Origin of the sequence: Pseudomonas sp. UBA4617, assembly GCF_002386445.1 — a bacterium.
Taxonomy (GTDB): Bacteria; Pseudomonadota; Gammaproteobacteria; order Pseudomonadales; family Pseudomonadaceae; genus Aquipseudomonas.
On the sequence record NZ_DGIR01000001.1, the window covers coordinates 15,748 to 40,001 of the forward strand.

Here is a 24,254-nt window from a genome sequence, read left to right on the forward strand (position 1 = left end):
GGGTCACATCCGGAAAATGCCGAAGCGGCTCGGTTCGATCGCTGCGTTGAGCGCGGCCGACAAGGCCAGGCCGAGCACGTCGCGGGTCTGGGCCGGGTCGATGACGCCGTCGTCCCACAGGCGGGCGCTGGAGTAATACGGGTGGCCCTGGTGCTCGTACTGGTCGAGAATCGGTTGCTTGAGCCTGGCTTCGTCTTCGGCGCTGAACGGCTGGCCACTGCGCTCGCTCTGCTCGCGCTTGACCTGCACCAGCACGCCGGCGGCCTGCTCGGCGCCCATCACGCCAATCCGCGCATTGGGCCACATCCACAGGAACCGTGGGTCGTAGGCGCGGCCGCACATGCCGTAGTTGCCGGCACCGAAGCTGCCGCCAATGATTACCGTGAACTTCGGTACCTGGGCGCAGGCCACGGCTGTGACCAGCTTGGCGCCGTGCTTGGCGATACCGCCTTCCTCGTACTTCTTGCCGACCATGAAACCAGTGATGTTCTGCAGGAACAGCAGCGGAATACCGCGCTGGCAGGCCAGTTCGATGAAGTGCGCGCCTTTCTGCGCGGCCTCGGCGAAGAGGATGCCGTTGTTGGCCAGGATCGCCACCGGGTAGCCGTGCAGGTGGGCGAAACCGCACACCAGGGTGGTGCCGAACAATGCCTTGAATTCATCGAACAGCGAACCGTCGACCAGCCGTGCGATCACCTCACGCACGTCGAACGGCTGTTTGGCATCGGCCGGTACCACGCCATACAGCTCCTCGGCGGCATACAGCGGTGCCACCGGCGCCTGGCGCTGCAACTGGCCCAGCTTGCGCCAGTTGAGGTTGGCCACGCTGCGCCGGGCCAGGGCCAGGGCGTGCTCGTCGTTGTCGGCATAGTGGTCGGCCACGCCGCTGGTGCGGCAGTGCACATCGGCGCCGCCGAGGTCTTCGGCGCTCACCACTTCACCGGTGGCGGCCTTCACCAGGGGCGGGCCGGCAAGGAAGATAGTGGCCTGCTGGCGCACCATGATCGCTTCGTCGGCCATGGCTGGCACGTAGGCACCGCCAGCCGTGCACGAGCCCATGACCACGGCGATCTGCGGGATCCCCAGCGCACTCATGTTGGCCTGGTTGAAGAAGATCCGCCCGAAATGCTCACGGTCGGGGAACACTTCGTCCTGGCGCGGCAGGTTGGCGCCGCCGGAATCCACCAGGTAGATGCAGGGCAGGCGGTTCTGCAGGGCAATGGTCTGCGCGCGCAAGTGTTTCTTTACCGTCAGTGGGTAGTAGGAACCGCCTTTGACCGTGGCGTCGTTGGCCACGATCATGCATTCCACGCCCTCGACGCGGCCGATGCCGGCGATCACGCCGGCAGCCGGTACGTCTTCGCCATACACCTCATGGGCGGCCAGCTGGCCGATCTCGAGGAACGGCGAGCCGGGGTCCAGCAGGCGGTCGATGCGCTCGCGCGGCAGCAGCTTGCCGCGAGAAGTGTGGCGTTCCTGGGCCTTGGGCCCGCCGCCCTGGGCCACCTGGGCGAGCAGGCCGCGCAGGGCCTGGACCTGTTCGAGCATGGCCGCGCTGTTGCCGGCGAACTCCGCCGAACGCGGGTTGATCTGGGTGTGCAAGGTAGCCATGTGCGCCCGTCCCTTGTGCTCAGCGGGTTTCGTTGAACAGTTCGCGGCCGATCAGCATCCGGCGGATTTCGCTGGTGCCGGCACCGATCTCGTACAGTTTGGCGTCGCGCAGCAGGCGACCTGCCGGGAATTCATTGATGTAGCCGTTGCCGCCAAGAATCTGGATCGCCTCCAGGGCCATCTGCGTGGCGCGTTCGGCGGTGTACAGGATGACCCCGGCAGCATCCTTGCGGGTGGTCTCGCCACGGTCGCAGGCCTGGGCCACGGCGTACAGATAGGCGCGGCTGGCGTTGAGCTGGGTATACATGTCGGCAATCTTGCCCTGGATCAGCTGGAACTCGCCGATGCTCTGGCCGAACTGCTTGCGATCGTGGATGTACGGCACTACCAGGTCCATGCAGCTTTGCATGATGCCGGTCGGCCCGCCCGACAGTACCACGCGCTCATAGTCCAGGCCGCTCATCAGCACGCGCACGCCGCCGTTGAGCTGGCCGAGGATGTTTTCTTCGGGCACTTCGACGCCGTCGAAGAACAGCTCGCAGGTGTTGGAACCGCGCATGCCGAGCTTGTCGAACTTGTTGCTGCGGCTGAAGCCTTTCCAGTCACGCTCGACGATGAATGCGGTGATGCCGTGTGGGCCCTTGTCCAGGTCGGTCTTGGCGTAGATCACGTAGGTGTTGGCGTCGGGGCCGTTGGTGATCCAGGTCTTGCTGCCGTTGAGCACATAGTGGTCGCCACGCTTTTCCGCGCGCAGCTTCATCGACACCACGTCGGAGCCGGCGTTGGGCTCGCTCATGGCCAGGGCACCAATGTGCTCGCCGCTGATCAGCTTGGGCAGGTACTTGAGCTTCTGTTCGTGGCTGCCATTGCGGTTGATCTGGTTGACGCAGAGGTTGGAGTGGGCGCCGTATGACAGCGCCACCGAAGCCGAGCCACGGCTGATTTCTTCCATCGACACCACGTGGGCCAGGTAGCCCAGGCCGGCACCGCCGTATTCTTCCGGCACGGTGATGCCCAACAGGCCCATGTCACCGAACTTGCGCCACATGTCGGCGGGGAACAGGTTGTCGTGGTCGATTTGCGCGGCGCGTGGCGCCAGTTCGGCGGCGACGAAGGTGCGGACCTGGTCGCGGAGCATGTCGATGGTTTCGCCCAGGGCGAAGTTCAGGGTGGGGTAATGCATGCTGGGGCACCTTGTTGTTCTTGAAATAGGGGCTCGAGGACCTGGCCGGACCCTGTGGGTGCGGGCTTGCCTGCGGCCTGTGTGTTCATCACCTTTACGTTAACGTAAACCTGTGCCGGGTGACTGTCAATCGACTCGTCACCTTTACGTAAACGTAAATCTGCGCCAGAGTATTCCCTGCTTGTTTCAGCCGTGCCCAGAACAACCACAAGAAGGGACACCCATGAGTCAACCAAGCTATACCCGAGGTCGCCAGGACCAACCGCTGCTGACCCAGACCATCGGCCAGGCGTTCGATGCCACCGTGGCCCGCTGTGGCGATGGCGAAGCCTTGGTATCGCGCCACCAGGGCCTGCGCTACAGCTGGCGGCAGCTGGCCGAACAGGTCGACGTGCATGCCCGGGCACTGATGGCGCTGGGGGTGAATACCGGCGACCGCGTCGGCATCTGGTCACCCAACTGTGCCCAGTGGTGCATCCTGCAACTGGCCAGTGCCAAGGTCGGCGCCATCCTGGTCAACATCAACCCGGCCTACCGCGTTGGCGAGCTTGAATATGTACTGCGCCAGTCCGGCTGCCGCTGGCTGGTGTGTGCCGATGCCTTCAAGACTTCCGATTACCACGCCATGGTCCAGCAGCTGGTACCCGAGCTGGCCGCTGCCATACCGGGTGAACTGGCCAGTGAGCGGCTGCCCGACCTGCGTGGCGTGATCAGCCTGGCAGCCACACCCCCTTCAGGCTTCCTGCCCTGGCAAGCACTTGCCGGGCGGGCAGGGCAAACCTCCTGCGAAGCGTACAATGCGCGCCAGCAGAGCCTGCAGTTCGACCAGCCGGTGAATATCCAGTACACCTCCGGCACCACCGGCGCACCCAAGGGTGCCACGCTCAGCCACTACAATATCCTCAACAACGGTTTCATGGTCGGCGCGAGCCTGGGCCTGAGCGAACGCGACCGCATGGTGATCCCGGTGCCGCTGTACCACTGCTTCGGCATGGTCATGGCCAACCTCGGCTGCATCACTCACGGCAGCACCATGGTCTACCCCAACGACGCCTTCGACGCCGAGCTCACCCTGCGCGCCGTGGCCGAGGAACGTGCCAGCATCCTCTATGGCGTGCCGACCATGTTCATTGCCATGCTCGACCACCCGTTGCGAGCCCAGGTGGACCTGTCCACCCTGCGCAGCGGCATCATGGCCGGTGCTACCTGCCCGATCGAGGTGATGCGCCGGGTCATTGACCAGTTGCACATGGCCGAAGTGCAGATTGCCTATGGCATGACCGAGACCAGCCCGGTGTCGCTGCAAACCGGTCCGGACGACGACCTGGAGCTGCGTGTGACCACCGTTGGCCGTACCCAGCCGCAACTGGAGAACAAGGTCGTGGACGCCGACGGCTGCATCGTCCCGCGCGGGCAGATCGGCGAACTGTGCACCCGTGGCTACAGCGTGATGCTCGGCTACTGGGACAACCCGCAGGCCACGGCGGAGGCCATCGACCCGGCCGGCTGGATGCATTCGGGCGACCTGGCGGTGATGGACGAGCAGGGCTACGTGCGCATCGTCGGGCGCAACAAGGACATGATCATTCGCGGTGGCGAGAACATTTACCCGCGCGAACTGGAGGAGTTCTTCTACACCCACCCCGCGGTGGCCGATGCGCAGGTGATCGGCATTCCGTGCAGCCGTTATGGCGAGGAGATCGTCGCCTGGATCAAGCTGCATCCGGGGCACAGCGCCACGGTCGAGGAATTGCAGGCGTGGTGCAAGGCGCGCATCGCGCATTTCAAGGTGCCCCGGCATATCCGTTTCGTCGACGAGTTCCCGATGACGGTGACCGGCAAGGTGCAGAAGTTCCGCATGCGTGAAATCAGCGTCGCGGAGGTCTCGGCAACATCCGCTGGTTGATGCGCTGGTCTACCCTTAAGCCTTCACCGGTGGCTCCTGGCTCGGTGGGTCACCCACCGTCGGCGGCACGGTCGGCTTGATCGGCAGCTCGTCCGGGTCCTCTTCCGGCACGGGCGGCGGCAGGCTCGGGTCGTCGATGTTGGGGTCGGGTGTCTCCGGTGGAGTGGGAATGTTCATGGCCTGGCCTCGCGTGGGTAATTGAAGAGGTGCTGCAGGCTTCGACCCCTGGCAGCTGCCGTTCGCTCAATTTTTTTGAACCCCCGCGCCTGCCCATGGCTCTGAACCCTTACTGCCACCAGCCCAAGGGAGCAAGGCCTGATGTCTCTGAAACAGCCCTTCGAAAGCGTGCCCATGGCCAATGATCACCCGGACCAGGTCATCAGCCTGTCCCAGGCCTTGCTGGCGCCGCGCATTGTCATCGAGGACACCCAGCCGGTGCTCGAAGGCGGCGCATTCGCAGCCAAGGCCATCAGCAACCAGCCGGTTGCGGTCAGCAGCAAGGTGTTCAGCGACGGCCATGACCGCATGGCGGTGACGCTGAACTGGCGCCAGGCCGGCAGCCGGCGCATTCATTGCGTGCCGATGACCGCAGCGGGCAACGACCTGTGGCTGGCCGAGTTCATGCCCACGGAAATCGGCCCGCACCTGTTCAGTATCGAGGCCTGGATCGACCCCTTTGCCACCTATTGCCACGACCTGGAGAAAAAGTACCAGGCCGGCGTCGACATCAAGCTTGAACTCGAAGAGGGCCGCCTGCTGCTCGGCAAGGGCATCGAGCTGAGTGGCGGTGCCTTGCGCGAGCAGTTGCAGGCACTTGCCGAGCAGTTGCCGAGTCTCGATGAAGACCACCAGGTCGCCTTGTTCCTGGGGGCCGAGGCCACGCGGCTGATGGCCGAGGCCGAGCACCGCAGCTACCTGACCCGCAGCATCGAGTACCCGTTGGATGTGGACCGCCCGGCCGCGCAGTTCGCCAGCTGGTACGAGCTGTTCCCGCGCTCTTGCACTGACAACCCCGAGCGTCACGGCACCTTCAACGATGTGCAGCAACGCTTGCCGATGATCCGTGACATGGGCTTCGATGTGCTGTATTTCCCGCCCATCCACCCGATTGGCACCAAGCACCGCAAGGGCCGCAACAATTCCCTGCAGGCCCTGCCCGGCGACCCTGGCAGCCCGTATGCCATCGGCAGCCCGGAGGGCGGCCATGACGCCATTCATCCGCAGCTGGGCAGCCGGGAGGATTTTCGCCGGCTGGTCTCGGCAGCCGCCCAGCACGGTCTGGAAATCGCCCTGGACTTCGCCATCCAGTGCTCCCAGGACCACCCATGGCTGCAGGAACACCCTGGCTGGTTCAGCTGGCGCCCGGATGGCACCATCCGCTACGCCGAGAACCCGCCGAAGAAATACCAGGACATCGTCAACGTCGACTTCTATGCCCCCGATGCGGTGCCAGGCCTGTGGCTGGCCCTGCGTGACGTGATCATCGGTTGGGTCGAGGAGGGCGTGAAGACCTTCCGCGTCGATAACCCGCACACCAAGCCACTGCCGTTCTGGCAATGGCTGATCGCCAATGTGCGCAGCCACTACCCGGACGTGATCTTCCTCGCCGAGGCGTTCACCAAGCCGGCGATGATGGCGCGCCTGGGCAAGGTCGGATACGCGCAGAGCTATACCTATTTCACCTGGCGCAATACCAAACAGGAGCTGCGCGAGTACTTCGAACAGCTCAACCAGCCGCCCTGGAGCCACTGCTACCGGCCCAACTTCTTCGTCAACACGCCGGACATCAACCCGTTCTTCCTGCAGCATTCCGGGCGCGCCGGCTTTCTCATCCGGGCTGCCCTGGCGACCATGGGTTCGGGCTTGTGGGGCATGTATTCGGGCTTCGAACTGTGCGAGGCGGCGGCTTTGCCGGGCAAGGAGGAGTACCTGGACTCGGAGAAGTACGAGATCCGCCCGCGCGATTACACCCAGCCGGGCAACATCATCGCCGAGATCGCCCAGCTCAACCGCATTCGCCGGCAGAACCCGGCACTGCAGACCCACCTGGGCGTGGCGTTCTTCAACTGCTGGAACGACAACATCCTGTATTTCGCCAAGCGCACGCCCGAGCGCGACAACTACATCCTGGTCGCCATCAGCCTCGATCCGCACAACGCCCAGGAGGCCCACTTCGAGCTGCCATTGTGGGAGCTGGGGCTGGATGACAACGCCGAGACCCATGGCGAGGACCTGATGAACGGCCACCGCTGGTCCTGGTATGGCAAGACCCAGTTCATGCGTATCGAACCCTGGCACCTGCCATTCGGTATCTGGCGTATCGAAAAGGCCCGCTGAGGGCCGAATGCTTCGCGGCTGCAAAGCAGCCCGGAAACCAGGCAACACGGCCCGCAGAAATGAAAGGAGTCGCACATGGCCAAGCGTTCCCGCCCGGCAGCCTTCATCGACGACCCGCTGTGGTACAAGGACGCCGTCATCTACCAGCTGCACGTCAAGTCGTTCTTCGATTCGAACAACGACGGCATCGGTGATTTCGCCGGCCTGATCAGCAAGCTCGACTACATCGCCGAGCTGGGCGTCAACACCTTGTGGCTGCTGCCGTTCTACCCCTCGCCACGTCGTGACGACGGTTACGACATCGCCGAATACAAGGCCGTGCATGCTGATTACGGCAACCTTGCCGACGCCCGCCGTTTCATCGCCGAAGCGCACAAGCGCGGCCTGCGGGTGATCACCGAGCTGGTGATCAACCACACCAGCGACCAGCACCCCTGGTTCCAGCGCGCCCGCCACGCCAAGCGCGGCAGCAAGGCGCGGGACTTCTACGTATGGTCGGACGACGACCAGAAGTACGACGGCACGCGCATCATCTTCCTCGACACCGAGAAATCCAACTGGACCTGGGACCCGGTGGCTGGCCAGTACTTCTGGCACCGCTTCTATTCGCACCAGCCGGACCTCAACTTCGACAACCCGCAGGTGCTCAAGGCGGTGATCGGCGTCATGCGCTTCTGGCTCGACCTGGGTGTCGATGGCCTGCGCCTGGACGCCATCCCCTACCTGATCGAGCGCGACGGCACCAACAACGAGAACCTCGCCGAAACCCACACGGTGCTCAAGGCGATCCGCGCCGAGATCGACGCCAACTACCCGGACCGCATGCTGCTGGCCGAGGCCAACCAGTGGCCGGAAGACACCCGCCCGTACTTCGGTGAAGGCGAGGGCGACGAGTGCCACATGGCCTTCCACTTCCCATTGATGCCGCGCATGTACATGGCACTGGCCATGGAAGACCGCTTCCCGATCACCGACATCCTGCGCCAGACCCCGGAGATCCCGAGCAATTGCCAGTGGGCGATCTTCCTGCGCAATCACGATGAACTGACCTTGGAAATGGTCACCGACCGCGAGCGCGACTACCTGTGGAACTATTACGCCGAAGACCGCCGTGCACGCATCAACCTGGGCATCCGCCGGCGCCTGGCGCCGCTGTTGCAGCGTGACCGCCGGCGTATCGAACTGCTTACCAGCCTGCTGCTGTCGATGCCCGGCACGCCAACGTTGTACTACGGCGACGAGCTGGGCATGGGCGACAACATCTACCTCGGCGACCGGGATGGCGTGCGCACCCCCATGCAATGGTCGCCGGACCGCAATGGTGGCTTCTCCCGCGCCGACCCGCAGCGCCTGGTGCTGCCGCCGATCATGGATCCGCTGTACGGCTACCAGACAGTCAACGTCGAGGCCCAGGCCAACGACCCACACTCGCTGCTCAACTGGACCCGGCGCATGTTGGCGGTGCGCAAGCAGCAGAAGGCCTTTGGCCGTGGCAGCCTGCGTACCCTGACGCCGAACAACCGGCGCATCCTCGCCTACATCCGCGAATACACCGACGCCGACGGCAACTGCGAAGTGATCCTGTGTGTGGCCAACGTCTCGCGGGCCGCCCAGGCCGCCGAACTGGAGTTGTCACAATACGCCGGCAAGGTGCCGGTGGAGATGCTGGGCGGCAGCGCCTTCCCGCCGATCGGCCAACTGCCGTTCCTGCTGACCTTGCCACCCTATGCCTTCTACTGGTTCCTGCTGGCCGAACACGATCGCATGCCCAGCTGGCACATCCAGCCTACCGAGGGGTTACCTGAATTGACTACGTTGGTATTGCGCAAGCGCATGGAAGAACTGCTCGAAGCACCTTCCAGCGACACCTTGCAAGGCGCCATCCTGCCGCATTATCTACCCAAGCGCCGTTGGTTCGCCGGCAAGGAAGGCCCGATCGACCAGGTGCGCCTGTGCTACGGCGTGCGCTTCGGCACCGCCACCACGCCGGTGCTGCTCAGCGAGATCGAAGTGCTCAGTGGCGCGGTGGCCACGCGCTACCAGCTGCCGTTCGGCCTGCTGCCGGAAGAGCAGATCAGCACTGCGTTGCCGCAGCAGCTGGCCTTGTCGCGGGTGCGCCGGGCCCACCAGGTTGGCCTGATCACCGACGCCTTTGTCCTCGAACCGTTCATCCGCGCCGTGCTGCGTGCCTGTCACGATGGCCTGCGCCTGCCGTGCGGCCGCGGCGAGGGCGAACTGCGTTTTGCCAGCACCGACCAGCTGGCCGGCCTTGAACTCAACGATGACAGCAGCGTGCGCTACTTGAGCGCCGAGCAATCCAACAGCTCGGTGGTGATCGGCGACAAGGTAGTGCTCAAGTTGATCCGCAGGGTCAACCCGGGTGTGCACCCGGAGCTGGAAATGAGTGCCTACCTGACCGCTGCCGGCTTTGCCAATATCTCGCCGTTGCTGGCCTGGGTCAGCCGGGTGGACGAGCAGGGCGCGCCACACCTGCTGATGATCGCCCAAGGCTACCTGAGCAACCAGGGCGACGCCTGGGCCTGGACCCAGAACACCCTGGAACGGGCCATCCGCGACCAGATGGAGCCTGCCAGCCTGGACACCGAGGTGAACACCGACGCATTGGCCGAACTGACCGGCTTTGCCGCCTTGCTCGGCCAGCGCCTGGGCGAGATGCACCTGCTGCTGGCCGCGCCGAGCGACGACGAAGCATTCCAGCCGCGGCCGAGCGATGCTGCCGACAGCGAGCGCTGGAGTGCGCAGATCAGTGCCGAACTCACCCACGCCCTCGACCTGCTGGCGCAGCACCGTGAGCACCTCGACAGCGACAGCCAGGCGTTGGTCGATGACCTGCAGCAACAGCGCGACGGCCTGGCCCAGCACATTGCCGAGCTGACCCGCCAGGCCCAGGGCGGCCTGCTGATGCGCGTGCACGGCGACCTGCATCTGGGCCAGGTGCTGGTGGTACAGGGCGATGCCTACCTGATCGATTTCGAAGGTGAGCCGGCCCGGCCACTGCAAGAACGGCGGGCCAAGCACAGCCCGTACAAGGATGTCAGCGGCGTGCTGCGATCGTTCGACTATGCTGCTGCCATGATCCTGCGCAGCGCATCTGCAGTGGACCTTTCCGAGCCGGCGCGGCAGGCCCGGCAGCGGGTTGCCAGGCAGTACCTGCACCAGTCGCGGCATGCCTTTGTCGAAGCCTATGGCCTGGCCACGGCGGCCATGCCGCATGCCTGGCAGCAGGCCGAAGGCGAACGTGCTGCCCTGGAACTGTTCTGCCTGGAGAAGGCCGCCTACGAAATCACATACGAAGCCGAAAACCGTCCAAGTTGGCTGGCCGTGCCTTTGCATGGCCTGCATGGACTGATCAGTACCTGGGGAGAGTCAGCATGAACGTAACAACGCGTGAAAACGGCGGCCTTCGGCAACGGGACCTCGACGCCCTGGCCCGCGCCGAGCACGCCGATCCATTTGCAGTACTCGGCCCCCATGGCGACGGCGCGGGTGGGCAGGTGATCCGCGCCTTCCTGCCGAATGCCCTGAAAGTGTGCATCCTGGCCCGGCATGACGGGCGCATCCTGGCCGAAATGGAACAGGGCAGCCTGCCCGGGTTGTTCACCGCGCACCTCGACGAGGCGCACCCGTACCTGCTGCAGATCGCCTGGGCCGGCGGCGAGCAGATCACCGAAGACCCTTACAGCTTCGGCCCGCAACTGGGCGACATGGACCTGTACCTGTTCGCCGAGGGCAACCACCGCGACCTGTCCGGGCGTTTCGGTGCCCAGCCGACGCAGGTCGATGGCGTCAACGGTGTGTGCTTCTCGGTGTGGGCGCCCAACGCGCGGCGGGTCTCCGTGGTGGGCGACTTCAACAACTGGGACGGCCGTCGCCACCCGATGCGCCTGCGCCACAGCGCCGGGGTGTGGGAACTGTTCGTGCCGCGCCTGGGCGTGGGCGAAACCTACAAGTACGAGGTGTTGGGCAAGGACGGCATCCTGCCGCTGAAGGCCGACCCGCTGGCGCGGGCCACCGAGCTGCCGCCGAGTACCGCGTCCAAGGTGGCGGGGCCGCTCGGTCACGCCTGGCAGGATCATGACTGGATGGCGCAACGTGCACAGCGCCATGCCTACAGTGCGCCGCTGTCGATCTACGAACTGCACCCAGGGTCGTGGCGCTGCGAACTGGACGAGGCGGGCGACATCGGGCGCTTCTACAACTGGCGCGAACTGGCCGAGCGCCTGGTGCCCTACGTGCAGGAACTGGGCTTCACCCACATCGAGTTGCTGCCGATCATGGAGCACCCGTTCGGTGGATCCTGGGGATACCAGCCGCTGTCGCTGTTCGCCCCCACCTCGCGCTACGGCACGGCCGAGGACTTCGCCGCCTTCGTCGATGCCTGCCACCAGGGCGGCATCGGTGTCTTGCTCGACTGGGTGCCGGCACATTTCCCCACCGACGAACACGGCCTGGCACGTTTCGACGGCACCGCGCTATACGAGTACGACAACCCGCTGGAAGGCTACCACCAGGACTGGAACACGCTGATCTACAACCTTGGCCGCAACGAAGTGCGCGGGTTCATGATGGCCTCGGCGCTGCACTGGCTGAAGCACTTCCATATCGACGGCCTGCGGGTCGATGCGGTGGCTTCGATGCTGTACCGCGACTATTCGCGCAAGGCCGGCGAGTGGGTTCCCAACCGCCATGGCGGGCGCGAGAACCTGGAGGCCATCGACTTCATCCGCCACCTCAACGGCGTGGCCGCCCATGAGGCGCCTGGGGCGTTGATCATCGCCGAGGAGTCCACCGCCTGGCCGGGTGTCAGCCAGCCAACCCAGCAGGGTGGCCTGGGCTTTGCCTACAAGTGGAACATGGGCTGGATGCACGACACGCTGCATTACATCCAGAACGACCCGGTGCACCGTACCTACCACCACAACGAGATGAGCTTCGGGCTGATCTATGCCTATTCCGAACACTTCATCCTGCCCATCTCCCACGACGAGGTGGTACACGGCAAGCACTCGCTGATCGACAAGATGCCTGGCGACCGCTGGCAGAAGTTCGCCAACCTGCGTGCCTACCTCACCTTCATGTGGGCGCACCCGGGCAAGAAGCTGCTGTTCATGGGCTGCGAGTTCGGCCAATGGCGCGAGTGGGACCACGACAGCGAGCTGGACTGGTACCTGTTGCAATACCCTGAGCACCAGGGCGTGCAGCGCCTGGTCAGTGACCTCAACCGGTTGTACCGGGATGTACCTGCGCTGCATGAGCTGGATTGTCAGCCGCAGGGCTTCCAGTGGCTGATCGGTGACGATGCGCAGAACAGCGTATACGCCTGGCTGCGCTGGAGCAGCAGTGGCGAGCCGGTGCTGGTGGTGGCCAACTTCACCCCGGTGCCGCGCGAGGGCTACCGCATCGGCGTGCCGTTTGGCGAACGCTGGCAAGAGCTGCTGAACAGTGATGCCGAGCTGTATGCCGGGTCGAATGTCGGCAACCTGGGGGCGGTAGCAAGCGAGGCGCTGCCGAGCCATGGGCAACCGCTGTCGCTGGCGCTCAACCTGCCGCCGCTCGGGGTATTGGTGATGAAGCCGGCCTGATTGATCGCCTGAACCGGCCTCTTCGCGGGTCGACCCGCGAAGAGGCCGGCCCTGTCTACCAGCGCATCCTTACCCCAAGGCTACCTATCAATCCGTTCAGGTCATTGTCATCCACGTCACTGCTGTAGTCGGCACTGACAAACACCGCCACTGCCGGCGTCACCCGCGCCACCAGCCCCAGGCCCAGTTCCACCGTGGTCGAATAGCGCGAGCTGGATATCTTGTCGACCTGGTCCAGCTTCACCTCATCGGCATTGCTGAAGTCATACCACACGTTGGTACGCACATAGGGCTCGATCGGCATGCCGCGCACATCGTAGCGCCCGGACAACCTGGCACCGACCCGCCCGCTCCAGCTTGGCTGGCTGTCCAAGGCTTGCAGGGTCTGTTCCTGAGCCTGGCTGCCGGGGAAGAACTGCTGGTTGATCAATTGCGCCTGCGGCTCGATCACCCAGCCCCCGCCCAGGCCGATGGGAATGCCACCTTCCAGCGAGAAGGTCATGGCGTGGCCGCTGTCGTCCAGGCGCTGGCCGTTCTGGTCACGGCCATCGACGTCGATGCGCGAACCCATCGCCACAGCATCCAGGTGCCAGCCCTGTTCATGGGTCATGCTCCAGTAAACGCCCAGGCTTTCGCCGTTCAGCTTCACCGCGTTGCGCTGTTTATCTCCCAGCCGTTGGCGCATGCCATTGAAGTTGGTTTGCAGACTGTTCTGCCCGATGAAGATACCTGCACGGTGCACATTGCCTGCTGCCGTTTCCCGCACGAACAGGTCCGGGCCGACCAGCAGTTGCTGGCCAGGCGCCAGTTGCGCCGAAGGTTGCGCGTCGCTGCGGGCCGGGGTGGGAAAGAACTGCGCCCACTGGCTGGCACCCGGGGCTGCGGCGGCAAGCCCATGGCGCTCGCTGATCTTCTGCGAAAAGGCAGTCAAGGTACCGAGACTCAAGCCACTGGCGCTGACGGGGTCGAGCGACAGTTGTGGCGGCGCGGTGTGCTGCAGGAAGCCAGGCGAAGTCGGATCATCCTGCAGTTCGTACGCGAGCGTTTCCACCGGGGTTGCCAGAAGCAGCGACGTGGAAACCGCATAGAAAATGCTGTCGAAGCGCAACGGGTTCGAGGTGCTTTTCATGGCGGATCTCCTTGGTTTGTGGGTACAGCCCTGAGACCTGGCCTGAAGTCACGAGCTGTACGGCAAAAACAGGGGGCGACCCAAACCAGCACGCCAGCTTTCGCGGGCGCGCACGAAGGCGCGAGCTAGAGGCCCGGCGCGAGATATTTACTGTCAGACAGGATCAGCTAAGGAGAGACCGCCGCTTGCGTCAAGAAAGCGTGAATAAAGCGCCGGTAGCGCGTGGCAATGCCAAATGTCTTGATTTTAATGGGAAAAATTCGCTTCATAGCCAGCTTTGCTATTTGCCGTCCCGGCGCTATGAAAAAACATTGCTAGAGCCGCACCTCCACTGCGAGGGGCAGATGGTCTGACAAGTGCGACCAAGGTTTGTGCCCCAGAATACGTGGCCCATGGCTTTGCGCATTGCGCAGGTAGATCCGGTCCAGGCGCAGCAGTGGCAAGCGGGCAGGGTAGGTGCGGGCGAGGTGGCCATGATGGCGCTCGAAGGCTTCGTGCAGGTCGCGCTGCAGGCCCAGGGTGCGGTTGCCGTGGGATTTCCAGTCGTTGAAGTCACCGGCAATGATCACCGGGGCGTCGTCAGGTAATGACTCAAGTAGCTTGCGCAGCAGTTGCAACTGTTTCTGGCGGTGGCTTTCCAGCAACGACAAGTGCACGCAGATGGCGTGCACGTTGTGCTTCCCGGGAACGTCGAGAATGCAATGCAACAGGCCGCGGCGCTCCGGGCCGGTGATCGACACGTCAAGGTTGCGGTGTTCGATTATCGGGTATTTGGAGAGCAGGGCATTGCCATGGTGGCCCTCGGGGTAGACTGCGTTGCGACCGTAGGCAAAGTCGCTCCACATGCTGTCGGCAAGGAATTCGTACTGGGACGTTTGCGGCCAGCCGGGGTAGCGTGCAGCGTGGCGATCGTGGCTGCCGAGCACTTCCTGGAGGAAGACGATATCGGCCTGGGTACTGCGCACCGCCTCGCGCAGCTCCGGCAGAATGAAGCGCCGGTTGAAGGCGGTGAAGCCCTTGTGGGTATTCACCGTCAGTACCCGTAGCCGCTTCACGGCCGGGGCCTGGTTGACGCTGGCGAAACCTTTACTGCCGGCTTCGGGGTTCACGGTGGCTCCTCAGGTAACGGTTTACACGCTTCATTGCAGGGGCGGCCTTGGGCCGCGCAAGGGGCTTTCGACAGCCCCGTTTCCAGCACCAGGCAAGCATGGCTTGGGCCGCTGTGCGGCCCTGTCGCCACACAAGGCGCTCTAAATAAAAGGACCCATGCCAACCGTTCAGGTTCACTCCTCGTCGCGCTGCAACACCATCAGCAACAACGACCGGCCTTTGACCTCGAAGGTGCTGTCGAACTGCAGGTGCTGGCCTTTGCGCAGTTCCGGCCGGTCGGTATCGACCAGGCAGCTCCAGTAATCGCCTTCAGGCACGCTCGGCAGTTTGAACGGCACGATGTCATGGTGAGCGTTGACGATCAGCAGGACGGTGGCCTCGGCGCCTGGCCGGGCGATGCCGCTGACCTGGGCCCGGCCATCGATCAGCATGCCCAGGCAGCGTCCGTGCGGATCTTCCCACTGCTCCACGCTCATCTCGTTGCCGTCCGGTGCCAGCCAGGTCACGTCCTTGACCCCGATTGCTTCATTGTAGTCACCCACCAGGAAGCGCGAACGCCGCAGGACCGGGTAGGCCAGGCGCAGTCGGGTGAGGCGCTTGACGAACCTCAGCAACTCCTGGCCTTCTTCATCCAGTTCCCAGTTCACCCAGCCGATCTCGCTGTCCTGGCAGTAGGCATTGTTGTTGCCGTGCTGGGTACGGCTGAACTCGTCGCCGGCGACCATCATCGGCGTGCCTTGGGCGAACAGCAAGGTGGCGAAGTAATTGCGCATCTGCCGCATGCGCAGGGCAGTGATGGCCGGGTCCTGCGTAGGCCCCTCGACGCCACAGTTCCACGACAGGTTGTTGTCGGTGCCGTCCTGGTTGTTCTCGTCGTTGTCCTCGTTGTGTTTCTCGTTGTACGACACCAGGTCACGCAAGGTGAAGCCGTCGTGGGCGGTGATGAAGTTTACCGACGCGTATGGCCGTCGGCCGCGGTTGTTGAACATGTCGCCCGAGGCGGTCATGCGCGCGGCAAAGTCGGCCAGCTGGCCCTCGTCACCTTTCCAGAACGCCCGCACAGTGTCGCGGAAGCGGTCGTTCCACTCTGCCCAGCCCGGGGCGAAATTGCCCACCTGGTAGCCGCCGGGGCCGCAGTCCCAAGGTTCGGCGATCAGCTTGACCTGGCGCAACAGCGGGTCCTGGCGGCAGGCGACCAGGAAGCTGTGGCGCTCGCTGTAGCCTTCGTGGTAGCGGCCGAGGATAGTCGCCAGGTCGAAGCGGAAGCCATCCACATGCATCTCGCCGGCCCAGTAGCGCAGCGAATCGGTGACCAGCTGCAACACGCACGGGTGGCTGAGGTCCAGCGTGTTGCCGGTGCCTGAGTCGTTGATGTAATAGCGCTTCTGCTCAGGCATCAGGCGGTAGTACGAGGCGTTGTCGATACCGCGCATCGACAGCGTGGGCCCCAGCTCGTTGCCCTCGGCGGTGTGGTTGTAGACAACGTCGAGAATCACCTCCAGCCCGGCGTCGTGCAGGTGCGCGACCATTTCCTTGAACTCGGCGATCTTGCCACTGGCCAGGTAGGCCGGGTGGGGGGCGAAGAAGGCGATGGTGTTGTAGCCCCAATAGTTGTTCAGGCCTTTCTGCAGCAGGTGCTGGTCGTTGACGAAGGCATGGATCGGCAGCAGCTCGATGCTGGATACCCCCAGCTCCTTGATGTGCCCGAGCAGCTCGTCGTTGGCCAGGCCGCCGAAGGTGCCGCGCAGGTGTTCCGGCACGGCGGGGTGGCGCATGCTGATGCCCTTGGTGTGGGCTTCATAGATGATGGTGCGCTCCCAGGGGATTTGCACCCGTTCATCGCGACCCCAGGTGAACGCCGGGTCGATGACCTTGCACTTGGGCACGAACGGCGCACTGTCGCGCTCGTCGAACGACAGGTCACCGTCGGGGTGGCCGATGGTATAGCCGAACAGCGCTTCGGACCATTTCAGTGCGCCGACCAGTTGTTTGGCGTAAGGGTCGATCAGCAGTTTGTTGGGGTTGAAGCGGTGGCCGTTCTCCGGCTCGTACGGCCCATGCACGCGGTAGCCGTAGATCAGGCCAGGGTGCGCGTCGGGCAGGTAACCGTGGTAGATCTCGTCGGTGTATTCCGGTAGTTCGATGCGTTCGACTTCCTTTTCCCCCGTCGGGTCGAACAGGCACAGCTCGACCTTGGTGGCGTTGGCCGAGAACAGGGCGAAGTTGACGCCCAACCCGTCCCAGGTGGCGCCGAGGGGAAAGGGCAGGCCTTCGCGAATGCGCGAGGGGGCAACGGAGCGGGTTTTCTTGGGCGTGCGCGGGCTCATGACGGTCCTCGAATGGCCGGGTGCTGGAAACGGAACGATGGATGTCTGGGTCGGCCTTTCGCGGGCACGCCCGGTGCCACAGGGAATTCCCCAACCGCTAGCCAGTACAGGTCCATGGCAGCGGGCTTGGCGCGAAAGGGCCGATAGCGGCTCAGCCAGCTGAGGGTTTCTTTACCGCACGGGTTTTTTTCGCCACAGCCGGCTTGACGCCCGGCAACGCCGCTACCTTGGGCTCGGCTGGCGCCTTGGGCGCTGCCGCTGCTTTCGGCTTGGTCGCTACCTTGGCTTTGCCAGCCGCCTTGGGTTTGGCTTCGGGCGCCAGTGCCTCGGCTTCGGCAAGCTTGCGCGCCATCTCCCAATGGCGGCTTTCCTGCCCTTCCGGTTTGCCCTCCGATTCCCAGATCTGGTAGGCGAATTCGCGTACTCGTTTTTCATCGACACTCATCACGACGCTCCTGAATGCTAGGCATGTTCGATCAACAGGTTGACTGGGAACTCCGACAGCACGGCGCTCAACATCAACTCTCTAACAGGGCTGACAACGGCACCGCCAAAAAGTCCAGTCGAATTGGCAGGCGAAAAGGCAAACGGCAAACTTACCCGGGTGTCGTCCCAGTTCTGCGCCGGGATCAGGGGTATGGCGGCTGCGCCCAGCAGGGTACTGGCCAGGCGTGGCGCGATGATGACGGCGCGCTGGCCTTCGCCCAGGCGGGCGAAGGCCAGTACCTTGTCGGCGTGGCGGCCGTGCACGGTCAGGGGCAGGTAGGCGCCTCGGCTGAACAGCTCGGCATTGGCCTGGCGGCAGTCGAGCACGCGGGCAATCAAAGCCTGCTTGATACGGCCGTCCTGCCAGTGCGCCAGCAACTCGGCCAGCGGCGTGGCGTCGTCCAGGCTGTTGCGCCGGGCGGCATAATCCACGGCCCGGCGGTTGTCTGGGTCGACCAGGCTGAAGTCCCAGTATTCATTGCCCTGGTACAGGTCGGGCACACCGGGCGTGGTCATGCGCAGCAGGGCCTGCACCAGGCCGTTGAGTGCCCCGGGGCAGGCCAGCAACTGCGCGGCTTCGGCCAGCGACTTGCGCAACTGCTGGTTCTCGCCGTCCAGCAGCAGGCCGTCGACATAACGCGCACAGGCAGCTTCATACGCCTCGTTGGGCGCGCTCCAGCTGCTGCGCAGCTTGGCTTCACGCACGGCCTTCTGCTGCCATTGGCGAATGCGCTCGGCGTACTGGCGCAGGCCATTGTCATCATGCGGGTCCAGCTCCAGCGGCCAGCTGCCGAGCAAGGTCTGCAACAACATCAGTTCGTCGCCAGGGCTGGGCGCCGGGCCGTCGTCCAGCGGCACGCGCAACGGGCTGGCCAGCTCGCGCCAGTGCTCCACCCGGCTGGCCAGCCACGGGCCGCGCTCGCTCAGCACGGCCAGACGCGCACGGGTGTCTTCACCGCGTTTGTGGTCATGCGTGGCGGTGGCCAGCAGGTTGTCGGGGAAGTCGCGCAAGCGCCGCTGTGCCTCGTTGTGGAAGTGCTCGGGCCGGGCGCTGAAACGCTCGGCCTCGAAGCCGACGTCGTTGCGCGACAGCAGCCGGGCGCTGCGATAGAAGGCGGTATCTTCCACGGCCTTGGCGGCGCTGGGCGCGGTCAGTTGCTGGAAGCGCACGCAGGCGTGGCGCAACTGCTTGCGCGCATGGCCCGCTGGCAGCTTGCGCCAGGCGTGCCCGCCCAGCCATTGCTCGAGCTGCTCGAGCAGGGGCCAGTCGGCCTCGCTGAGGTCTTGCCGGGCGTTGGCCAGCGCCTGCTGGAAGAACGCTTCGTCTTGCGCCGGGCGACCACAGGCATTGAAGTAGGTGCGGTACACCGGGTAATGCGCCACCAGCGCCTGCAAGGCACGGCGGATCGCGCCCAAGGTCAGGTCGCGGGTCATCAGGTCATTGCGCGCCACCTGCAACAGCGCCTGGGCCACCGACTCGCAATCCCCGGCCAGGCTGGCATTGAGTACCAGGTGACGCGCCTGGCGCACTTCTTCGCTGAAGGCAGGGCGCTCGGTCACGTTGGCCCACAGCTCGGTCAGCGTGGCCTCGCCTGCGGGGTCATGCTGCAGCAGCGATACCTGATTCATGAACTCGTAGCCGGTGGTGCCATCGGTCAGCCAGTCGCGGTGCAGGTGCTCGTCGGCGCCGAGGATCTTTTCCACGTAGATCGGGAAGTGCTCCAGCGCCGCGTGCACCGGGCGTCGCGCCAGCAAGCCATCGACCCGCCGGCGCAGTTTGCGGCAGTAGCCACGTGGGTCGGCCAGGCCGTCGATATGGTCGATGCGCAGGCCATCCACCAGGCCGCGCTCGATCAGCTCGAAGAGCTTGGCATGGGTGGCCTCGAATACCACTGCGCGTTCGACCCGCAGGCCACCCAGCTCGTTGATGTCGAAAAAGCGCCGCCAGTTGATGTCGTCGGCAGCGGTGCGCCAGCTGGCCAGGCGGTAGGTCTGGCGTTCCAGCAGCAGGTGCAGGCGCCTGAAGCCGGCCTCGCTGCGGCTGTCGAAGGCCTCCAGGGCCGATTGCAGGTCGGCGCCTTCGTCCACCAGGCGGGCCAGTTCGGCGTGCAGGGGCGGGGCGTCGGCCAGCGGGTCGGACGATGCGTTCAGGGCGGTGAAGTGCTCGGCCAGGGCCTTCAGCGCCGGCTCCGGGCTCAGGGCCAGAATCCAGCCGTAATCGGCCGGGCAGATCGGGAACCGGTGCTGGTAATGGGCGATTTGCAGCACGCCGTGCTGGGCGTCGAATTGCAGTGGTATCTCACCCTGTTTCAAGGCCACGCCGTAGTCGCTGCCGAGGAACGGCAGCAGCAATTGCCCGGCCAGCAACGGGTCGCTGGAATGCCACTGGATGTCGAAGAACTGTGCATAGGGGCTGCGCCGGCCCCAGGCCAGCAGGCTTTGCCACCACGGGTTGTCGGCACCGCCGACGGCCATGTGGTTGGACACCGTGTCGAGGATCAGCCCCATGCCGTGCTGGCGCAGGGCTGCGACCAGCCGCACCAGGGCTGCCTCGCCGCCCAGCTCCGGGTTGACCTGGGTCGGGTCGACCACGTCGTAACCGTGGCGCGAACCGGCGCGGGCCTTGAGGATTGGTGAGGCATACAGGTGGCTGATGCCCAACTGGGCAAAGTACGGCACCAGTGGCACGGCGTGGTCGAGGGTGAAGTCACTGTGAAACTGCAGACGCAGGGTGGCGCTCAGGGCTTTCATCGGTCACGCTCCCAGGCTTGCTCACGGGCCTGGGCCAGCAGCTCGATACGCCGGGCGGCATCGTCATCGTCGAGCAGCTCACGCACTGGCCGGGCAAAGCGTCGGCGCCAGTTGGGGTGGCCTTCGGTGGTACCGGGCAGGTTGGGTTGCTCGTCGCAGCCCAGCAGGTCTTCGAGGGGGACCAGCACCAGCGGGGCGCGGGTGTGGCCAACATAGCGAATGGCGGCGTCGATCACGGCGTCGTTGTCCTCAAGCAGGCCATAGTTGGATTCCAGCGTGCGCCGCAGGCCGGCGTGTTCTTTCTGGCGTTCATGGCGCCAATGCAGTTCGGTAGCGGCATCGATCAGTTGCAGGCGGTGGCTCCAGTCGATATCGCGGTTTTCCAGCCAGCCGGCCAGGGGCGCCAGGTCGTGGGTGCCGGTGGTGGCCAGGGCATTGTCCGGCCAGTCCAGAATCGGCGTGAAGTTGCCGGGCGAGGCCTGCTCGAACGGCAGCACACGCATGCCCAGTACGTTCCGCCTGGCCAAGGCTTCGCGCAGCCCTGCGGGTACGGTGCCCAGGTCTTCGCCGAGGATGACCGCGCCGTGGCGCATCGACTCCAGCGCCAGCAGGCGCAGCAGGTCGTCCAGCGGGTATTCGAGATAGGCACCTTCGCTGGGCTTGGACCCACGCGGAATCACCCACAACCGGCGCAGGCCCATCACGTGGTCGATCCGCAGCCCGCCGGCGTGCGCCAGGTTGGCCCGCAGCATTTCGATGAAGGCGCGGTAGCCGTTGCGTTTCAGACCTTCCGGGGAGAAGCCGCAGATGCCCCAGTCCTGGCCCGCTCGGTTGAGGATGTCTGGTGGTGCACCTACGGTGAGGTTGGCCAGCAACTCGTCCTGGCGGCTCCAGGCCTGGCTGCCGGCGCCGTCGGCACCCACTGCCAGGTCGGCGATCAGGCCAACTGCCATGCCATTGCCGCGCGCGGCTTCCTGGGCGCGTTGCAGGCTGCGTTCGGTCAGCCATTGGCAGAAGGCATGGAACTCGATGCGCGCCGGGTAGCTGGCGGCAAAGCTCTGCACTTCGGCATGGTAGGGGTCGCGCCAGGCCTCTGGCCAGTTGCGCCAGTCGGCGCCGAGGCCTTGGTCGACTGCCTCGGCCTGCAGCACTTCGAAGCGGCAATGGTGTTCCAGTGCTTCGCCGGCGGCCTCGCGGAAACTGTCGAAGTCGCTTCGCTGCGGGTGGTCGCCTTGGCTGAAGTCCTTGTACAGCGCCTGCAGCAGCCGGCGACGGGTTTCGGCTGCACGCGGCCAATCCACCAGCGGCTCCTGCTCCAGCGCTTCCAGCGCCTGTTCCAGGCCGCATGCTTCCACCGCCTGGCGCACGGCGCGTTCGCCGAGGATTGCCGCGGGGCTGGCGTACAGGCTGTTGAGCAGCAGCCGGCTGGAGGGGGAGTAGGGGCTGTAATGGTGCTGGTCGAATGCCGAAAGCGCATGGATCGGGCTGATGGCCAGGGCATCGGCACCGCGTTCGGCGGCGCTGCGAGCCAGTTGTTCAAGGGCCAGGCAGTCGCCATAGCCACCATCGCCAGGACGACGCAGGCTATATAGCTGCACCGAAATGCCCCAGCAGCGTGCTGGCGGTTGACTGACCCGGTCATGCAGTGCCACGCAGCCGGCCGGTGCCACGGCCAGGGTGAATGCATGGCCTTCGATGTGTAATTGATGGTAACCCGGTGGCAACTGGCCGGGCAGCCGGCCCTGGGCATCCAGCTGCAATTGCAGCTGCGCCCCGTCCTCCAGGTTGCAGCGCACCGGGCTGCCGCCGGCAAAGTAGCGGTCGAGCGCAAGCGTTTGGCCAACATCCGCGGTCAGCAGTGGTGGCACATGCTCGGCATCATCGCTGCGCACGAGGCTGGCCAGGCTGTCACGAACCTGGGCATCGTCTGCGCAGCTGTGGCCAAGGGCTTCCAGCACCCGGCGCAGCACATCGTCACTGACTTGCTGAGGGCGGTTGTTGGCATCGACCCAGTCGCGGGCCAGCCCGGCCTGCCGTGCCAGCTGGTGTAGCAAAGGTTCGCTCATGGCGTCTCCGCGCTGTGCGGCAGCAGGCTGGCCACACAACTGTAAGGGGAAAGGGTGGCGTCCGTGTGGGCATTGGCGCTGCTGTCGAACAGCCGTAGCCCGGCCGGTGGCAGCGCGACGGGCTGCGGCTGGTCCGCCAGGTTCAGGTCGATGCGCAAGGTACTGCCGTCGCCCAGGCGCCAGCTGGCACTCAGCGCCTTGTCGCCGAGCACCTTGGCGCCCAGGGCGCGCGTGCCGGGCAGGCGCGGCAGCAATTGCTGGCGGCGTAGCGTCAGCAACTGCTGATAGAGCCCATGCCAGCCGGCGAGCACCTCGTGCCTGTCCGGCCGCGAGCGCTCGAAGGTCGACAAGGCGTTCGGGTCGGGAATGCGGGCGCGCTGTTCGGGGTCGGCAAAGGCCGGGAAATGGGCGAATTCGCCGCGCCGGCCTTCACGTACGGCGTCGGCCAGTTCGTCGTGGAAATCGGTGAAGAACAGGAAGGGGGCGCGGCTGCCATCATCGTCACCCATGAACAGCAGCGGGATCATCGGGCTCAGCAACAGCAAGGCGGTCGCCGCGCGCAACGCCGCAGGCGGGCACAGCACGCTCAGGCGCTCGCCCAGCGCGCGGTTGCCGATCTGGTCATGGTTCTGCAAGAACAACACGAAAGCGCTGGGTGGAAGGTGGCCACTCGGCTCGCCCCTGGGCTGGCCATGGCGATTGGCTTCGCCCTGGAACACGAAGCCTTCGCCCAGGCAACGGGCCAGCTTGTCGATCGGCCGCTGCTTGTAGTCTTCGTAGTAGCCTTCGGTTTCGCCGGTCAGCAGCACGTGCAATGCGTTGTGGCCGTCGTCGTTCCACTGCGCATCGAAACCTTGCTCCAGCAGGAAGGCCTGGTTGTGTTCGTTTTCCAGTACCAGCCACACGTGGCGACCGGGTTCCACCGCAGCTCGCACCCGTTGCGCCAGTTCGACGAGGAAATCCGGCTGGTCGATGGCATGCACCGCATCCAGGCGCAGGCCGTCGAAACGGTACTCGCAGAGCCACATCAAGGCGTTCTGGATGAAGTACTCGCGCACCTGCGGGCGGCGGAAGTCGATGGCCGCACCCCACGGCGTCTGGCGGTCTTCGCGAAAGAACGGGCTGGCGTACTGGTGCAGGTAATTGCCGTCCGGGCCGAAGTGGTTGTACACCACGTCGAGCAGCACCATCAGGCCATGGCCATGTGCCTGGTCGATCAGCTGGCACAGTTGCTGCGGGGTGCCGTAGGAATGCTGGGCGGCGAAAGGCAACACACCGTCATAGCCCCAGTTGCGTGCCCCAGGGAACTGGCCTATTGGCATCAGTTCGATGGCGGTGATGCCGGTGGCGGCCAGGCGCGGCAGCACGCTGGCCACGCCGTCGTAGCCACCCAGCACACCCACGTGCAGTTCCTGGATCACAGCTTCGTGCCAGGGCCGGCCTTGCCAGCGGTGCTGCCAGGGGTAGGCGGCGATATCCACCACCTGGCTCGGGCCATGGACACCATCGGGCTGGTAACGGGACGCGGGGTCGGCCACTTGCAGCTGCCCGTCGATCCGGTAGTGGTAGTTGTCGCCTGCCCGGGCCGGGGCGACCCCGGTGTACCAGCCATCTTCCTCGGGCAGCAGCTCTATCGGCGGCTGCCGCTCCAGTTCCACGCTCACGCTGCGCGCATCGGGTGCCCAGAGGGCGAAGCGCGCCGACGTGGCGTCCAGCAAGTGTGCGCCATGCCTGTGCATCTTCGA

14 protein-coding genes are annotated in these 24,254 nt (G+C 65.0%); 4 read left to right on the top strand and 10 right to left on the bottom strand.

Going from position 1 to position 24,254, the window contains the following annotated elements; translation table 11 throughout:
- Positions 1–3: 3 nt before the first annotated feature.
- Positions 4–1,611, bottom strand: a complete 1,608-nt coding sequence (locus tag B4L76_RS00080) for a carboxyl transferase domain-containing protein (protein WP_296229680.1) — start codon at positions 1,609–1,611, stop codon at positions 4–6.
- A gap of 19 nt (positions 1,612–1,630) precedes the next feature.
- Complete coding sequence (locus B4L76_RS00085; protein WP_296229681.1) at positions 1,631–2,794, bottom strand: isovaleryl-CoA dehydrogenase; 1,164 nt, start codon at positions 2,792–2,794, stop codon at positions 1,631–1,633.
- A 223-nt stretch (positions 2,795–3,017) separates the two neighbouring features.
- Between B4L76_RS00085 and B4L76_RS00090 the strand changes: the two genes are divergently transcribed.
- Positions 3,018–4,700: an AMP-binding protein gene (locus B4L76_RS00090; RefSeq protein WP_296229682.1), complete on the top strand. Its 1,683-nt coding sequence runs from the start codon at positions 3,018–3,020 to the stop codon at positions 4,698–4,700.
- 15 nt (positions 4,701–4,715) lie between these two features.
- Here the strand turns inward: B4L76_RS00090 and B4L76_RS00095 are convergent, their stop codons facing one another.
- A complete protein-coding gene (locus tag B4L76_RS00095; protein ID WP_296229683.1) occupies positions 4,716–4,877 on the bottom strand; it encodes a hypothetical protein in 162 nt (53 codons plus the stop codon).
- A 141-nt stretch (positions 4,878–5,018) separates the two neighbouring features.
- Between B4L76_RS00095 and B4L76_RS00100 the strand changes: the two genes are divergently transcribed.
- From B4L76_RS00100 to glgB, 3 genes are all read left to right on the top strand, one after another.
- A complete protein-coding gene (locus B4L76_RS00100; protein ID WP_296229684.1) occupies positions 5,019–7,037 on the top strand; it encodes an alpha-1,4-glucan--maltose-1-phosphate maltosyltransferase in 2,019 nt (672 codons plus the stop codon).
- Positions 7,038–7,112: 75 nt separating this feature from the next.
- Entirely contained in the window at positions 7,113–10,433 is a 3,321-nt protein-coding gene (treS, locus tag B4L76_RS00105) for a maltose alpha-D-glucosyltransferase (RefSeq protein ID WP_296229685.1), read from the top strand.
- Positions 10,430–12,640 (top strand): 1,4-alpha-glucan branching protein GlgB, encoded by a 2,211-nt coding sequence (gene glgB, locus B4L76_RS00110; protein WP_296229686.1) that lies wholly within the window; start codon positions 10,430–10,432, stop codon positions 12,638–12,640. Before treS ends, glgB begins: the two co-directional genes overlap by 4 nt.
- A 55-nt stretch (positions 12,641–12,695) precedes the next feature.
- Here the strand turns inward: glgB and B4L76_RS00115 are convergent, their stop codons facing one another.
- The 7 genes from B4L76_RS00115 to treZ all read right to left on the bottom strand — a co-directional run bounded on the left by B4L76_RS00115 (position 12,696) and on the right by treZ (position 24,248).
- Entirely contained in the window at positions 12,696–13,769 is a 1,074-nt protein-coding gene (locus B4L76_RS00115; RefSeq protein WP_296229687.1) for an autotransporter outer membrane beta-barrel domain-containing protein, read from the bottom strand.
- Positions 13,770–14,083: 314 nt separating this feature from the next.
- Positions 14,084–14,878, bottom strand: a complete 795-nt coding sequence (locus B4L76_RS00120; protein ID WP_296229688.1) for an endonuclease/exonuclease/phosphatase family protein — start codon at positions 14,876–14,878, stop codon at positions 14,084–14,086.
- A gap of 174 nt (positions 14,879–15,052) precedes the next feature.
- A complete protein-coding gene (gene glgX, locus B4L76_RS00125; RefSeq protein WP_296229689.1) occupies positions 15,053–17,206 on the bottom strand; it encodes a glycogen debranching protein GlgX in 2,154 nt (717 codons plus the stop codon).
- A 151-nt stretch (positions 17,207–17,357) separates the two neighbouring features.
- Entirely contained in the window at positions 17,358–17,654 is a 297-nt protein-coding gene (locus B4L76_RS00130) for a DUF2934 domain-containing protein (RefSeq protein ID WP_296229690.1), read from the bottom strand.
- Positions 17,655–17,668: 14 nt separating this feature from the next.
- Positions 17,669–20,443 carry a malto-oligosyltrehalose synthase gene (locus B4L76_RS00135; RefSeq protein ID WP_296229691.1) on the bottom strand — a complete coding sequence of 925 codons (2,775 nt, stop codon included), beginning with the start codon at positions 20,441–20,443 and terminating at the stop codon, positions 17,669–17,671.
- Positions 20,440–22,509 (bottom strand): 4-alpha-glucanotransferase, encoded by a 2,070-nt coding sequence (gene malQ / locus B4L76_RS00140; RefSeq protein WP_296229692.1) that lies wholly within the window; start codon positions 22,507–22,509, stop codon positions 20,440–20,442. The genes B4L76_RS00135 and malQ overlap by 4 nt, the downstream gene beginning before the upstream one ends.
- Positions 22,506–24,248 (bottom strand): malto-oligosyltrehalose trehalohydrolase, encoded by a 1,743-nt coding sequence (treZ, locus tag B4L76_RS00145; protein WP_296229693.1) that lies wholly within the window; start codon positions 24,246–24,248, stop codon positions 22,506–22,508. Before treZ ends, malQ begins: the two co-directional genes overlap by 4 nt.
- Positions 24,249–24,254: the final 6 nt, after the last annotated feature.